At 51.6% G+C, this 14,150-nt stretch carries 12 protein-coding genes and 1 other RNA gene; 2 read left to right on the plus strand and 11 right to left on the minus strand.

Going from position 1 to position 14,150, the window contains the following annotated elements:
* Positions 1–2: 2 nt before the first annotated feature.
* Both KTH90_RS03655 and KTH90_RS03660 read right to left on the minus strand, forming a co-directional pair.
* Positions 3–1,871, minus strand: coding sequence for a DNA primase family protein (locus tag KTH90_RS03655; protein ID WP_238726254.1), 1,869 nt, complete (start codon positions 1,869–1,871; stop codon positions 3–5).
* A gap of 14 nt (positions 1,872–1,885) precedes the next feature.
* Positions 1,886–2,095 (minus strand): helix-turn-helix transcriptional regulator, encoded by a 210-nt coding sequence (locus KTH90_RS03660; RefSeq protein WP_238726255.1) that lies wholly within the window; start codon positions 2,093–2,095, stop codon positions 1,886–1,888.
* Positions 2,096–2,821: 726 nt separating this feature from the next.
* On the opposite strand from KTH90_RS03660, the gene KTH90_RS03665 reads away from it, so the two are divergent.
* The gene (locus KTH90_RS03665; RefSeq protein WP_238726256.1) at positions 2,822–3,100 is read left to right on the plus strand and encodes a hypothetical protein; all 279 of its coding nucleotides are present in this window, start codon (positions 2,822–2,824) and stop codon (positions 3,098–3,100) included.
* A 338-nt stretch (positions 3,101–3,438) separates the two neighbouring features.
* Here KTH90_RS03665 and ssrA read toward each other — a convergent pair.
* The 6 genes from ssrA to eno all read right to left on the minus strand — a co-directional run bounded on the left by ssrA (position 3,439) and on the right by eno (position 8,844).
* Positions 3,439–3,788, minus strand: a transfer-messenger RNA (tmRNA) gene (ssrA, locus tag KTH90_RS03670).
* A 135-nt stretch (positions 3,789–3,923) separates the two neighbouring features.
* A complete protein-coding gene (locus KTH90_RS03675) occupies positions 3,924–4,268 on the minus strand; it encodes a hypothetical protein (protein ID WP_238726257.1) in 345 nt (114 codons plus the stop codon).
* A 202-nt stretch (positions 4,269–4,470) separates the two neighbouring features.
* Positions 4,471–4,935, minus strand: coding sequence for an SsrA-binding protein SmpB (gene smpB, locus KTH90_RS03680; RefSeq protein ID WP_158347390.1), 465 nt, complete (start codon positions 4,933–4,935; stop codon positions 4,471–4,473).
* Positions 4,901–7,069: a ribonuclease R gene (gene rnr, locus KTH90_RS03685; protein ID WP_158349766.1), complete on the minus strand. Its 2,169-nt coding sequence runs from the start codon at positions 7,067–7,069 to the stop codon at positions 4,901–4,903. Before rnr ends, smpB begins: the two co-directional genes overlap by 35 nt.
* 129 nt (positions 7,070–7,198) lie before the next feature.
* Entirely contained in the window at positions 7,199–7,435 is a 237-nt protein-coding gene (gene secG, locus KTH90_RS03690; protein WP_158347392.1) for a preprotein translocase subunit SecG, read from the minus strand.
* Positions 7,436–7,530: 95 nt separating this feature from the next.
* On the minus strand, positions 7,531–8,844 hold the full coding sequence (eno, locus tag KTH90_RS03695; RefSeq protein ID WP_158349767.1) for a phosphopyruvate hydratase: 1,314 nt from the start codon (positions 8,842–8,844) through the stop codon (positions 7,531–7,533).
* 281 nt (positions 8,845–9,125) lie between these two features.
* On the opposite strand from eno, the gene KTH90_RS03700 reads away from it, so the two are divergent.
* Complete coding sequence (locus KTH90_RS03700) at positions 9,126–9,971, plus strand: YitT family protein (RefSeq protein ID WP_158349768.1); 846 nt, start codon at positions 9,126–9,128, stop codon at positions 9,969–9,971.
* 156 nt (positions 9,972–10,127) lie between these two features.
* Here KTH90_RS03700 and KTH90_RS03705 read toward each other — a convergent pair whose 3' ends face one another.
* The 3 genes from KTH90_RS03705 to KTH90_RS03715 all read right to left on the minus strand — a co-directional run bounded on the left by KTH90_RS03705 (position 10,128) and on the right by KTH90_RS03715 (position 14,146).
* Positions 10,128–11,399 carry a diaminopimelate decarboxylase gene (locus KTH90_RS03705; RefSeq protein ID WP_158349769.1) on the minus strand — a complete coding sequence of 424 codons (1,272 nt, stop codon included), beginning with the start codon at positions 11,397–11,399 and terminating at the stop codon, positions 10,128–10,130.
* A 73-nt stretch (positions 11,400–11,472) separates the two neighbouring features.
* Complete coding sequence (locus KTH90_RS03710) at positions 11,473–12,438, minus strand: beta-ketoacyl-ACP synthase III (protein WP_158349770.1); 966 nt, start codon at positions 12,436–12,438, stop codon at positions 11,473–11,475.
* A gap of 265 nt (positions 12,439–12,703) precedes the next feature.
* A complete protein-coding gene (locus KTH90_RS03715) occupies positions 12,704–14,146 on the minus strand; it encodes a M20 family peptidase (protein WP_158349771.1) in 1,443 nt (480 codons plus the stop codon).
* Between the last annotated feature and the right edge of the window lie 4 nt (positions 14,147–14,150).

The following is a 14,150-nucleotide window of genomic DNA, read 5'->3' on the forward strand; positions in this document are numbered from 1 at the left end:
ACCTAATCCTCCTTATCCTCTGAATCTGTTTCGTTGCTACCGCCCGAGCCGACGGTCGAAACCCTCACGAAGCCGCGGTAGCTTTCCGCCAAATCGGGCATGCACTTGCGCCCGGGGTCGCTGCCCGTGTAGCCGGAGTTCATCCACTCGCGTACGTCGTACTCGAGAATCAGCGGCTCGGGCTTATCCATGCGCCCATCGGAGCGCACCTTGTCCTGCGCCAGCCACCCGTACTCAGCGGACAGTCCCTTGAGGGACTTGATGAACGCGTTCCTGCCCACGGGGCGACCGGAAGGCATGTTGCGCTGGAACCAATGACGGTAGAAGTCGTACATGAACTTGTACGGGAGCAGGTCCCACGCGGCTTCGGTGAACGCCTCCTCGGCGAACTGGCGAACGGGGTCGTTCTCCAGCTTGAACTCCTCCAGCATGTCAACGCACGCCTGCGGCACGTCCAGCTCGTAGTAATCGGTCTCGGCGAGCAGCTTGTGCATCACGTATTCCAGCACCTCGGGACGGTGCAGGTAGTCGTCCTTGATGTACTTGCGCTCGACGCCCTCGAAGCGCTTCTCGAACGGGATGACCAGCAAACGACGGTACAGGGACTCGGACTTGTCGCGGAGCTTCGGAAGCTCGTTGACGCACTGGACCATGAACCCGTTGAACAGCACCGAGCGAGGTGCCTTGAACTTGCGGTCCATCAGGAACGGGTCGTGGGTGATGACCGACTTCAATGCAGCCGCATCATCCACGAACGTGCCCGTGTCGTTCTCGTCGGTGATGATTGCCGAGACGCGCGACAGAGGCTCCAGCATGAAAGGGTTCGAGAACGCCTTCAGGGGAAGCGACGCCCAGGCGTCGTCACCAAGCAGGTTGCGCATCAGCGTGCACAGGGTGCCCTTACCGTTGTTGCCGCTGTCGGAATAGAACCACGCGGTCTTGTGCCACGCCACGTTCGGGCGGAGCGCCGCGCCCAGAACCTGCCAGAGCAGGTTCACCATGGACGGGTCGTCCGACAGCTCGCTCATCCAGGTCTCGACGTCCCAGTCGGTTCCGTCCTCGTCGTTGTGAATGACCGGGTTCGGCGGGTTCTCCTTGAAGTTGACATGGCTCTTGCTGGTGAACACGAACCCGGGGTCGAAGTCGTAAAGGAACTTCTTGTCGTAGTCATAGACCCCGTTGTTCACGGCAACCAGGTCAGGGTCGCTCGTCTTCGGCCTCACCTCGCAGATGGAGCGCAGAACGGCCTCCGTCTCGGCCACGCCGCGAACGGAAATCGCGCTGTCGTAACTGCGGATAAGGCGCTCCAGGCTCACGGGGCACGTGTCATAGGTGCCCTTCTTGGAGCCGGACCGCTGGAAAACGCCGATGTCGAAGTTCTCGTCGCTGTTCGACTCGTCCAGGCGGATGCCCAACGCGCCGTGCAGCTCGCGGAGCACCAGGGCAATCTGGAGCGGATGCAATCCGCTCAGGCGCTTGTAGCGCTCGCCCGCAGGCTTCTGGCTCGGGAACCGGTCCTTAAGCGACGCGCCCGGCGGTGCCGCCTCGTTCTGCTCGCCCATGTTGTAGGCCTCGATGCAGCGATTCGTGGCCGCCAGAAGCGCATGCTTCAGCTCGCCCTGCGACGGCGGGTCATCGCGGTCAATCTCGGACAGATACATCAGCGTCGAATCCCTCAGCACATCGTCGTAAGTGATGCACTGCTCGCGGCAATAATCCGCGAACCCATCAAGGCTGATGTACTCGTCAACGACAGCGGAACACGCATACGGAACTTGACCCAGACGCGTATCTGTGGTATCATTTCTACAAATAGGATTGGCCGTCCCGAAAGTTGCGCAGACGTCGGGGCGGTTTTCTTTTACGCTCATATCTGCACCTCCCCTTAGTTCTTCGGCTCGACCAGCCTGTAATGCTCGGCAATCCACGCCTCAAGGTCCTCGACCTTGTAGAACACCGAGCGGTTGAACTTGTAAAACCTCGGTCCCATGTCCGTCGCCCGCCATTTGCGCAGCGTCGTCGGGCGGATGCCGAGCATCTCAGCGGCCTCGGCTGTGCTCAGGAAACCCTTCTCATGAATCTGTTTCTCTTCCATTCGCTACCTCCTAAATCCAATCTCGAACGCAAACAAAAAAGCCCCTGCGGAAACCAGGACAGACAGAAGGCATAAACGCCTCGTCTATCTCGGTTTCCACAGGAGCTTCGTTCGTCGTTATTTCACCTGTGACGCTCGGCTGCATCGCCTCGCGCTCGGCCCTTATTCCCGATAGCAACCCCGCATCTAAGGCGGGACGGGTGCTGAGCCTGAAAATCTATGTACGATAATCATACCACGGAAACGGAAAGTACGCAAGGGTAATGTTCGCGTTTCCGCAGGCCAGAGGCTCATTTCGAGCGTTTTCCGCTCATAAACGAGCGGAAATAGCCCGAAAAAAAGTTTCCGCCCCCGCCGCACCGAGAAGCAGAAAAAGAAGTACGACGCGGAAGGAGAGGCTTGTTCCACTTTTTGTTCCACTTTTGGCTTTGAAAAGTGGAACACACATTTCTCGTGTTCATCGGCCTCCTCGAACGATTCGAGAAAATCCCGTTCCACTTTTGTTTTCGAGCCAAAACGCTCTCCCTCTCGACTGCATCGGCTGCCTCGGGAAAATCACCTCTCAATGTTCCACTTGTTCCACTTTTTTCCGAGTCCCTATATATAAATAACGACATAGGGGGAAGGGAATTATTTCCTATATTGGTTTACAAAAAAGTGGAACATATGGAACAACTTCTTCTCCTCCCCGATGAATAGGGGATTTAGGGCGTTCCACTTTCAAAAATGAAAGTGGAACAGGAAATCGCCCAGTCCGTCGAAGACCCCGATGAACACGGGGACTTCGCGTTTTGCTCTTGTTCCACTTTTGTTCCACTTTTTGAAACAGGAAACGGAACAGGCCTTGCCCGTTCCACTTTCGCACATGCAAAACGGAACGCGCTTCCGCCCGTGCCCGTCGGCATCCCCGGACGGCTGTTCCGCATGTTCCACTTTTTCGGAAAAGGTTCGCACGCTTTGAAAAATGGTGTGTTTGGTGTGCCAGGCACCCAAAACCCCAGATAGGCACGGGAAAACCCCGACACACCAAATCGCACATGCCCGCCCCCTGCTGTACCCAGACTCAAGACCCGAACCAGCCGCCCGTAGGGCGGCCATCCCCAGCATCGAGCGACAGCGAGATGCGCACCTTCGTTCCGTCTGACGCTCTCAGAGGCGTTTTAAGGCACGAAAAAGCCCGCCAGGGTAACGGAGTACCCCAACGGGCTTAAAACGTCTTAAAACGCAAAATACGGCGTCATATGATTGCAATGCGAAATGGGAGCGCCCCTATCTGGCGCTCCCAAATCTATACACAAGCGCGAACTCATTCCGAAAGAAGAATAGTTCGACGCTTCCTACTCTGGTGGAGCTGAGGGGAATCGAACCCCTGTCCGAAAGCCCATTCACTTAAGCTTCTCCCATTACAGTCATCTCTTTAGATTTCCCTCGTCCAGGCGCCTGATGACTGGCTCAGGGACTCGGTAGCTTCATAAGTTCTTCCATTTCCGCAAAGCTTAGGAAACGAAGTGCCCCGTGAACGTTGATGCCGGGGTCTTAAGCCACGGGAACTTAAGTCCGACAGCTGCAACTAGGCAGCGATTGCTAAATTATTGTCTTCAGCGTTTATATTTAGTTTCCGGATTTTAACGCAGCTCCGGACTGCGAATGGCTTCTTAAGCTTCAAAACCCCCGTCGAAACCAGTACAACCCCTGGTTTTAAGCTGAAGTTTAAAAGAGTATGCTTATTATATAGCACTCTCTCACACTTGTCAACGGATTATTCTTCCACCCCCGGATTTCGGAAACGAGGGAAAGTTCCGGTACTCTTCCGATCTTCTTACATATATTATATTGTATCATTAGTGAAAGGATACCAAAAATATGCCTGAACAATCATTTGTACAATATCGTCCGGCATGGCCCGGCTGTATTTTATGCCCTCCCGGCAATAGCCGTCCCCCTGTTGGACCTCCCCCCAGGCCACCCGTTGGGCCGCCGCCCTGGGGGCCCCCTCCCAGGCCGCCGGTCGGACCGCCTCCAAGACCGCCTGTCGGACCGCCTCACTGGGGCCCCCCTCCCAGGCCGCCTGTTGGACCTCCTCCAAGACCGCCTGTCGGACCGCCCCACTGGGGACCTCCCCCCAGGCCGCCTGTTGGGCCGCCACCCAGACCTCCGGTTGGCCCCCCTCCACGGCCTCCTCATGGGCCAGGACCCGTCAGACCTCCGTTCGGTTCCATATCAGACACCGTGGATGAGCCTTTCCCTTTCAGCATATCCGGGAACTAAAAATCTATAAACGGGTTTGTTGAATATATCAAAACGGAGCATTGCCCCGCCGCTGATCACTCAGCTGCGCAGCAATGCTCCTCCTTGTCTCTTTTTCCATAATATCCTTACAAGTTCTTCACCTTGAAATCCCGCTCGGCTTCCCGGCGCTGATCTTTTTTGGCAATGTCCTGCCGCTTGTCATAGAGTTTTTTGCCCCGGGCCAGCCCGATCTCCACTTTAACCAAGCTGCCTTTAAAGTACACCTGGAGGGGGACCATGGTATAGCCTTTCTCCGTGATTTTCCCCAGTATTTTATTAATCTCATAGCGGTGCAGCAGAAGCTTTCGCGTCCGAAGCGGATCTTTGTTGAAAATATTTCCCTTTTCGTAAGGGCTGATATGCATTCCGTATATGAGCACCTCCCCTTTATCCACCCGGATAAAGGCCTCCTTGATACTGCATTTGCCCATTCTAAGGGATTTAACTTCCGTTCCCGCCAGGGATATCCCGGCTTCATACTTATCTTCTATAAAATAATCATGGTATGCCTTTTTATTATTGGCGATCAGCTTCACGCTCTCCTTGCCCATCTTCATTCTCCCCTTCCACAAGCTCAAAGTCGATCGTGCGCAGAATCCGGTCCGCGCCGGTAACTTCTATTTTCACCTTCTGACCCAGCTTGTATCGTTTATTGGTCCGCTCACCGACCAGCTCATAGGTTTCTTCCGTATAATAGTAATAATCGTCTTTCAGGGCTGTAATGTGGATCATCCCTTCTACCGTGTTCGGCAGTTCCACGTAAAGTCCCCACGCTGTAACGCCGGAGATTACCCCCTCGTACACTTCCCCGATGCGCTGTTCCATATATTCCACTTTTTTAAGTTTATCGGTTTCCCGTTCCGCCTCATCCGCCCGCCGCTCCGTTTCACAGGAATGAGTGGCGACCTGGCTTAAAATACTTTCATAGTGGTGAATCCTGCGTTCTGTCAGTTCTCCTCTTAAGTTCTCCTTGATAATCCGGTGGATCTGAAGGTCCGGATAACGTCTGATCGGAGACGTAAAATGACAGTAGCACTGGGCAGCCAACCCGAAATGTCCGGTATTCTCCGTGGTATAACGGGCCTGGCGCATGGAACGAAGCGTCAGCCTGCTGATCAGATTTTCCTCCGGGGAATCCTCGATTCTCCCCAGAAGCTTCTGCAGCTCCTTTGGGTGAATCCCGTCGGGGGACACTTTGATGTCGTAACCAAAATTATTGATAAACATGCCCAGTTTCTGGATTCTGTCCGGATCCGGCTTCTCGTGGGTACGGAATACAAACGGCAGTTCCTGCCAGAAATAGTCCGATGCGATCGTCTCGTTGGCGATCAGCATAAAATCTTCAATAATCCTGGTAGCCACATTTCGGTCATAGGGTTTTATATCAACCGGATGTCCTTCTGCATCCAGGATAATCTTGGTCTCCAGGAAATCAAAATCGATCGATCCCCTCTGTCTGCGCTTCTCCCTTAGGATCCGGGCCAGAGCTGCCATCCGCTCAAACAGGGGCACAAGCTCCTCGTATTCACGGCTCTCTTCCTGGTCGTGCTCTTCCAATATTTTCTTCACACTGGTGTAGCTCATCCGTCTGTCCACCCGGATCACAGTCTCAGCGATGGAGTGATCCACCACCTTCCCCTTCGCGTCAATGGTCATGATACAACTGAGCGCCAGCCGTTCGGTACCTGCGTTCAAAGAACAGATCCCATTGGATAATTGGTGAGGAAGCATGGGAATAACCCGGTCCACCAGATATACACTGGTTCCGCGTTTTAGAGCCTCCCGGTCAAGGGGACTGTGTTCCGTCACATAATGGGTCACATCGGCGATGTGCACGCCCAGTTTGTAATTGTCACCTTCCTGTGTTAATGTGATCGCATCATCCAGATCTTTGGCATCTTCCCCATCGATAGTCACCGTCTGCCACTCCCGCAGATCCAGCCGTCCCTCCCAGTCTTTCGGATCGACTTCCGCAGGTATCTCCTCCACCTGCTGCATCACATCCCGCGGGAAATCAACCGGAAGATCGTAAGCCCGCACGATCGCCATGATATCCGTTCCCGGATCATCAATATGTCCGATGATCTCTGTCACCTTACCCTCAGGGCTCTTATTCTTCGTCCCGTATTCCGTAATTTCCACCACGACCTTATGCCCGGTCACCGCTCCTTTGGAGCGCTCCAGCGGCACATAGATGTCCTTTGTGAACTTCTGATCATCCGGAGTCACGTATCCGCACTTCTTTTCCCTTCTGAACGTTCCCACCTGGCGTACCGAACCATGTTCGAGGATCTTCACGACCGCGCCTTCCCTGCGCTTCCCGCCCCGCTCAGGGGTCAGGACGATCCGCACCTGGTCTTTATGCTCGGCCCCGTTGGCGGCGGATTCCGGAATGAAGATATCCTCCTCCATTCCTTCCACTGTGACAAATCCAAACCCTCTGGGATGCCCGGTGTAAATTCCCGTCAGGAATTTGCCGTCCGATCGGCTGTACTTGCCCCGCTTGGACAGATCTACTTTACCTTCCGCCACCAGGAAGTCCAGAACCTCTTTCAGTTCATCCCTGTTCTCTCTTGGGATCTGCAGAACTATGGCGATTTCTTTTATTTTCATTGGTACATAATTTTCACTGCAAATAAAATCGTACACGGTCTTTTTTCTCTGTTCGAATAATTCTTTTTCCATACCGCTTCTCCTGTCAGCCTGCTTGCTGTTATCGTTTTATCATCCGGGTCGCACGTAAATGCCCAAAATACGGGCATTAAGTGCTCGTAGCTATAAAAAAACACTCTTTCGCAAGAGTGTTTTTATCCATTAAAAGTTAATGTTTAAGACTGCTGCCATAACCATGAAACCAATGGCCATAAACTTCGTGGATTTCTCCAGAGCGCCTTCCACAGAACGTCCTTTGTTCTTGCCCCAATAGGTATCAGCGGCACCTGCGATCGTACCTAAACCTGCGGATTTACCCTCCTGTAATAATACAACCACTGTCAAAGCGATGCAGTCAATTACAAATATGATGGTTATAATAATCCTCAAAATGTCCAACCCGTACACCTCCTAATGATAAAACCATAATCTAGTGTAGCATAGACGTGCCGGATTTTCAACCATTATTTTACATCTTCTGAGTGTCCATTTTTTTACATCTTCTGGCTGTCCATAAAGGGATTGATATACTCTCCGACCCTGCCCAGCTGCTCTTCAATGCGGAGTAACTGGTTGTATTTTGCGGTCCGGTCAGAACGGCAGGGCGCTCCGGTTTTGATCTGGCCCGCGTTGGTAGCCACCGCGATATCCGCAATGATGGAGTCTTCCGTCTCGCCGGAACGGTGTGAAATAACCGCTGTATATCCCGCCTTGTGCGCCATCTCCACCGCATTGAACGCTTCGGTCAGGGTACCGATCTGGTTGACCTTGACGAGAATAGAGTTGGCGACTCCCAGCTTGATCCCGCTGGCCAGTCGTTTTGTATTCGTTACGAAAAGGTCGTCACCCACCAGCTGGAGGCCGCTGCCAAACTCATCGGTCATCATCTTCCATCCGTCCCAGTCCTCCTCATGAAGGCCATCCTCGATGGACGCGATGGGGAATTCCTGAAGCAGTTCATCATAATAACGAATCATTTCTTCGGTATTTCTAACGATCTTTTTGCCCTGCATCTGGCTCTCGCCCGGGAACACATACTTCTTGATCTCATCATCATACAGCTCGCTGGCCGCGGCGTCAATCGCGATCCTGAAATCCATCTCCGGTTCATATCCCGCTCTGGTCACCGCCTCTACGATCAGGCTTAAGGCTTCCCTCGCGCTGGGCAGATTCGGCGCGAATCCACCCTCGTCTCCGATCGCCGTTGAGAGGCCCTGTTTTTTCAGTATGACTTTCAGATGATAGTATACTTCCGCGCACATCTGCAATGCGTGGCTGAAATTCACGGCGCCTACCGGCATAATCATGAATTCCTGTAAGTCCACAGTGTTATCCGCATGTTTTCCGCCGTTTAAAATATTCATCATGGGAACCGGCAGACGTTTGGCATTCATTCCGCCCAGATACTGGTATAACGGCATCCTTAAAGCGTTGGCCGCTGCTCTGGCCACTGCCATGGAGGTACCCAGGATGGCGTTGGCTCCAATATTGGATTTGTTATCGGTTCCATCCTCTTCTAACAGCAGGCTGTCGATATAAGTCTGCTCCAGGGCGTTTTCTCCCACCAGGGCTGACGCTAATTTTACATCCACATTGTTCACTGCTTTTTGAACGCCGAGTCCCATATATCTTTTTTCGCCGTCCCGAAGTTCCACCGCCTCGAATTTGCCTGTTGACGCGCCGGATGGTACGGATGCCCTTCCTGTGATTCCGCCGTCTACAGTCACTTCCACTTCCACCGTCGGATTCCCCCGGGAGTCCAGAATTTCTCTACCATGTACGTCTGTAATCGCGATATATCGATCCATCATTTTCCTCCTTTAATTACATATCTTCATTATATTTCCCATTATTACCAAAACTTGCATAATTACACATACTTTTTTATGAGATTGAAATGAGACTTTCTAAGATTGTAATGAAACTTTCTGAGATCGAAACAAGTCTTAATAGGATTGCATTCATACAGTCGTTTGCGTAAGGCCGCTTCCCAGTTATAAATGAATTGACAAGTATTGGTCCTATGTCTAAAATAAAATTATAAGGTTCGGACGCTGTACAAATCTGAAATCAATGGAGAAGAAATCTGATGAATGAGAAAAAAATCAAGGAATTTCTGTTATTGACCTTCAGTACCCTGTTGATCGCCGTCGGTATCTACTTTTTTAAATTTCCGAATAATTTTACCTTTGGCGGAGTTACCGGTCTGGCTGTGCTGGTGGCCAAAACCGGGCTGATTAACGCCAGTGACTTTACCTTTATTATAAACATGGTTTTACTGTTGATGGGTTTCCTGGTCTTTGGAAGAAAGTTCGGGATTAAGACTACTTATACCAGTATTCTCTTATCGCTTTCTCTTTCGCTTCTGGAACGGATCTACCCGATGAAAATGCCGTTCACAAATGAACCCATGCTGGAACTGTGTTTTGCGATCGCTCTGCCGGCTTTAGGCTCCGCGATTCTGTTCAATATCGGGGCGTCCAGCGGAGGAACCGATATTATCGCCATGGTTCTGAAGAAATATACCAATGTAAATATCGGAAAAGGGCTGCTGCTCTCTGATCTGCTGATCACCGCTGCCGGCTGTTTCGTATTTGATATCAAGACAGGCCTCTTCTCCTTCCTGGGACTGACCATTAAGTCTTTTATGGTGGATGGGGTGATCGAGAGTATCAATCTATGCAAGTATTTTAACGTGGTGTGTAATAAGCCGGAACCGATCTGCGATTATATTGTACATGAGCTAAACCGAAGCGCTACCGTGTGTGAAGCAAAGGGAGCTTTCACCGGAAAGCATAAATATATTATTTTTACTGTTATGGGACGCCACGAGGCGGTTCTTCTGCGTACCTTTATCCGACAGATCGATCCGGATGCCTTTATTCTGATCTCCAGTACCAGTGAGATCGTTGGGAAGGGATTTCATAGTATTTAGGTGGAGAGTTTCGCAAGCGGAACTCTTTTTAGGAGATTAATATGGCAAAATCTTATATATCTGAATTATTACCAAAGGAATATATCTTATTAATAAAACGCACCTCCGTTGCCTGGCTTAAGGAGCCGGCATGGAGGTGCAATTCCATTCCTGTTTCTATCTGTATTTCATATTGCTTAGGATATCAAAGCAGTCAAAGGTAGCGAAGTAATCCTGCGGTGTTTCTGCCCTTCGGATCAGCTGGGTGGTACCGTCCTCTTTTAATAAGATCTCCGCGGAACGCAGTTTTCCGTTATAGTTGTAACCCATGGAGTAGCCGTGGGCGCCGGTGTCATGGATTACCAGCAGGTCACCCATGTCGATCTTCGGAAGCATGCGGTCCACGGCAAATTTGTCATTGTTCTCACACAGGGAGCCGGTGACATCGTATTTGTGGTCGCAGGGCATATCTTCTTTGCCCATGACCGTAATATGGTGATACGCTCCGTACATGGCGGGACGCATCAGGTTTACGGCACAGGCATCACAGCCGATATACTCTTTATGGGTGTGTTTTTCATGGATCGCGGTGGTGACCAGGCAGCCGTAGGGGCCCAGCATGTAGCGGCCTAATTCGGTGTACAGGGCCACAGCTCCCATGCCGGCCGGCACCAGGGTCTGCTCGTATACTTCACGAACCTTTTCACCGATGACCCGGATATCATTGGGCTCCTGATCGGGGCGGTAGGGGATACCGATACCGCCGGACAGGTTGATAAAGGTGATGTTGGCTCCGGTTTCCTGTTTTAATCTTACAGCGGTTTCAAACAGGACCTTAGCTAAGGCGGGGTAGTATTCGTTCGTCACGGTATTGCTGGCCAGGAATGCGTGGATACCGAAGTTCTCCACCCCTTTTTCTTTTAGGATCCGGAAGCCTTCGAAAAGCTGTTCGGTGGTAAATCCGTATTTGGCTTCTCCCGGATTATCCATGATATCGGTACTGATCGTGAATGTCCCGCCGGGATTATACCGGCAGCAGATCGTCTTGGGAATTCCTGTCGTCTTCTCCAGAAAGTCTATGTGTGTAATGTCATCCAGATTGATAACCGCCCCCAGGTCATGGGCAAGCTTATATTCCCGGGCCGGGGTGGCATTTGATGAAAACATAATATCAGAACCTTTAAAGCCCAGCGCATCTGCCAGCATCAGCTCTGTCTCAGAAGAGCAGTCGCAGCCGAAACCGTATTCCTGCAATATTTTTAATATAAATGGATTCGGGGTTGCTTTTACGGCAAAGTATTCCCGGAACCCTTTGTTCCAGGAAAAAGCCTTCTTCAGCGCTTCGGCGTTCTCCCGGATTCCTTTTTCATCATATAAGTGAAAGGGAGTTGGATATTCTTTGATGATTTCTTTGAGCTGTTCACTGGTTACAAATGTTTTTTTCTCCATCCTTTAGTCTCCTCATTGGCTTTCATTTCTCGCTTCACTATAATACAAGGATGTGAGAATTGTCAATATTGGATTACCAGATCAGCAGACAGGCACCCCAGGTCAGTCCGGCTCCGAAACCGGAAAGGACCAGATGATCCCCTTTTTTCAGACATCCCCCGCGGTTCAGTTCGTCCAGCAGCATGGGAATACTGGCCGCAGAGGTATTTCCGTACTGCTCCATATTCATAGGAAATTGGGCTTCCGGCACGTCCAGACGCTTTGCCACAGACCGGATGATACGGGCATTAGCCTGGTGCAGGATAAAATATCGAATTTCGTCTTTCCCGCATCCATAATGATTCAAAAGATCGGTGATACAGGCCGGTACCTGCCTGACAGCGAATTTGAATACTTCCTGCCCATCCATGGCGATTTTTCCCGGATGGCTCTCCTTTGTTTCCTGAAGGGGGTTACCGTTCTGTGAATTACCGCAGGTGAGAACATCCCCCCTGCTCCCGTCAGCGAACTGGGACAGCCCCAGAATACCGGTCTCTTCCTGACGCAATACTACCGCACCCGCCCCGTCACCAAATAGTACGCAGGTACTCCTGTCCGTCCAGTCCAGCAGACGCGATAAGGACTCCGCCCCGATGACCAGCGCGTTTTTACAGATACCGGCCCGCAGGTAGGCATGAGCTGTATGTAACGCGAACAGAAAGCCGGAGCAGGCCGCGTTCAGATCAAATCCGACCGCGTGAACCGCCTGCAGTTCCTGCTGTACACGGCACGCCGTATTTGGCATGACTTCCTCCGCTGAACAGGTGGCAACGATAATCAGTTCTAATTCAGACGCGTCCATCTGGGAATCTTCCAGTGCCAGACGCCCTGCCTCTGCCGCCATAAAAGAGGTGGTTTCCTCCTTCGCCAGCCGTCTTGACCGGATCCCTGTACGTCCTGCGATCCATTCATCGCTGGTATCTACCAGTTTCTCCATGTCTGTATTCGTAAAGGAATGCTCCGGTACATAACTTCCGGTCCCGATGATTCTAGATGTCATATTAATTCTCCATAATTTTTGATTTTTCATATATTTTGATATTCAAACTATTTTATATCCAAAGTATATGACATGACGCTGGGATTGTCAAGCGCAACGCAAACCTGGTTCCGTTGCCTTTGTTTGATTTATTTATATGAAAATGGCAGGCGCCATAACTGCACACTCCCCCATAGAAGGGTTGCCGCCATTCTGTTACCCTATGGCTCCCCTCTTCCAGGTGAAGTACAACTATGACGCCTGCCATTTCATCCCCGTCTTGCTCTTAGCACTTTCTAATCAGCCGCACATAAAACTCTACCGTTTTCACCAGTGTCTCTATGGGCACCCGCTCGTTATTGCCATGGATCAATCCCCGCTCCTCCTTTGACAACGCCATCGCCGAGAACCGGTACACCCGGTCCGTGATCCGGCAGTAATGCCTGGAGTCGCTGCAGGCCATCATCAGATAAGGCGAAACCAGCGCCTCCGGCCAGGTATTGTGAATCACCTGCGTAAGCTTCTGGTATTCCTCGCATTCGGTATCTGAACAGATCGAAGGGTTCATCCCCTCCACCAGCTGCACGTCAATGTTCGGATTATGTATCGTTTGTTTCAGGTAAGTCTGAATGCTGTCCAGCGTATCCTGTCCCAGCAGACGCAGGTTCGTTCCGACCGCCGCTTTCGGAGGCAGCACATTGTATGCGTTACTTCCCTCCATCTTTGTAACCGCGCAAGTAGTACGCATCATGGCGTTGAGTTCCCCGCCCGATTTCTTACAGACCATGTCAAGCAGCGGCTGAAAGCACCACAGATTCGCAAATAATATCTTATAAGCGAAGCTGGAATGACGTCCCAGCGTATCAAACATCTCTGCCACAGGCTTCGTCAGCTGGGAAGGGAACGGATGATTTTCAATATCCACCACAGCCCTGGCCAGTTCCCCGGCAATGGTATGTGTCGGAGGTGTGGAGGCGTGGCCGCCCTGGCTTTTCATGGAGAACTTTACGTTGGCCAGCCCCTTTTCCGCTACACCGATCAGCGCGCAGGAACGGGTAACTCCAGGAAATACATTTTCCACTACGGCGCCGCCTTCATCAACCACGAGAGCCGGCTTCACTCCCCGCCTTTCCAGTTCCGCCACCATAGCGGGACAGGATGGTCCATTGATCTCCTCATCGCCAGAAAAAGCCATATAGATATCCTGTTCCGGCACAAATCCATGTTCCATCAGGGACTCGGCAGCTTCCACCACCCCGCACAGGGTCCCCTTAGTATCCAGCGTTCCCCGGCCCCACAGTACGCCGTCTTCTACCAATCCCTCAAACGCAGGTTTTCCCCAGCCGTCTTCTTCAATCGGAACCACATCATAGTGGGACATTAAAACGGTGGGTTTATCCGCAGCTTTTCCCTTCCAGTGATAGAGAATTCCTGTTTTTCCTATAAACTCTCTGGTACAGATCTTATGGATGTTCGGAAAACGCTCTTGCAGCAGGTCCTGAAATTTCTTGAATTCGTCGAAATCCGTCAGGCTTTCATCATTGTGCGAGACTGTTTTACAGCGGATCATCGCCTGCATATCCCGCACGATCCTGTCGTCATCCAGATCCACATCCCCTTCACTCACAGGCATCTGTGCCTTTGGCTTGAACATCGCGGCGCGCGCCAGGATCACCGCCAGAAAAACTACAACCGCCAGTAAAATAATACCTAAGATCCACCAACCCATGTTA

The organism is Diplocloster modestus, assembly GCF_019042245.1.
Lineage (GTDB): Bacteria > Bacillota > Clostridia > Lachnospirales > Lachnospiraceae > Diplocloster > Diplocloster modestus.

Excerpts from the sequence above, each read along its gene's own strand:
- KTH90_RS03705 (WP_158349769.1), bottom strand. The coding sequence starts at position 11,399 with ATGGAGAAAAAAACATTTGTAACCAGTGAACAGCTCAAAGAAATCATC.
- eno (WP_158349767.1), bottom strand. The coding sequence starts at position 8,844 with ATGGATCGATATATCGCGATTACAGACGTACATGGTAGAGAAATTCTG.
- rnr (WP_158349766.1), bottom strand. The coding sequence starts at position 7,069 with ATGGAAAAAGAATTATTCGAACAGAGAAAAAAGACCGTGTACGATTTT.
- KTH90_RS03710 (WP_158349770.1), bottom strand. The coding sequence starts at position 12,438 with ATGACATCTAGAATCATCGGGACCGGAAGTTATGTACCGGAGCATTCC.
- KTH90_RS03665 (WP_238726256.1), top strand. The coding sequence starts at position 2,822 with ATGAAAGTGGAACAGGAAATCGCCCAGTCCGTCGAAGACCCCGATGAA.
- KTH90_RS03715 (WP_158349771.1), bottom strand. The coding sequence starts at position 14,146 with ATGGGTTGGTGGATCTTAGGTATTATTTTACTGGCGGTTGTAGTTTTT.
- KTH90_RS03700 (WP_158349768.1), top strand. The coding sequence starts at position 9,126 with ATGAATGAGAAAAAAATCAAGGAATTTCTGTTATTGACCTTCAGTACC.
- KTH90_RS03655 (WP_238726254.1), bottom strand. The coding sequence starts at position 1,871 with ATGAGCGTAAAAGAAAACCGCCCCGACGTCTGCGCAACTTTCGGGACG.
- KTH90_RS03660 (WP_238726255.1), bottom strand. The coding sequence starts at position 2,095 with ATGGAAGAGAAACAGATTCATGAGAAGGGTTTCCTGAGCACAGCCGAG.
- smpB (WP_158347390.1), bottom strand. The coding sequence starts at position 4,935 with ATGGGCAAGGAGAGCGTGAAGCTGATCGCCAATAATAAAAAGGCATAC.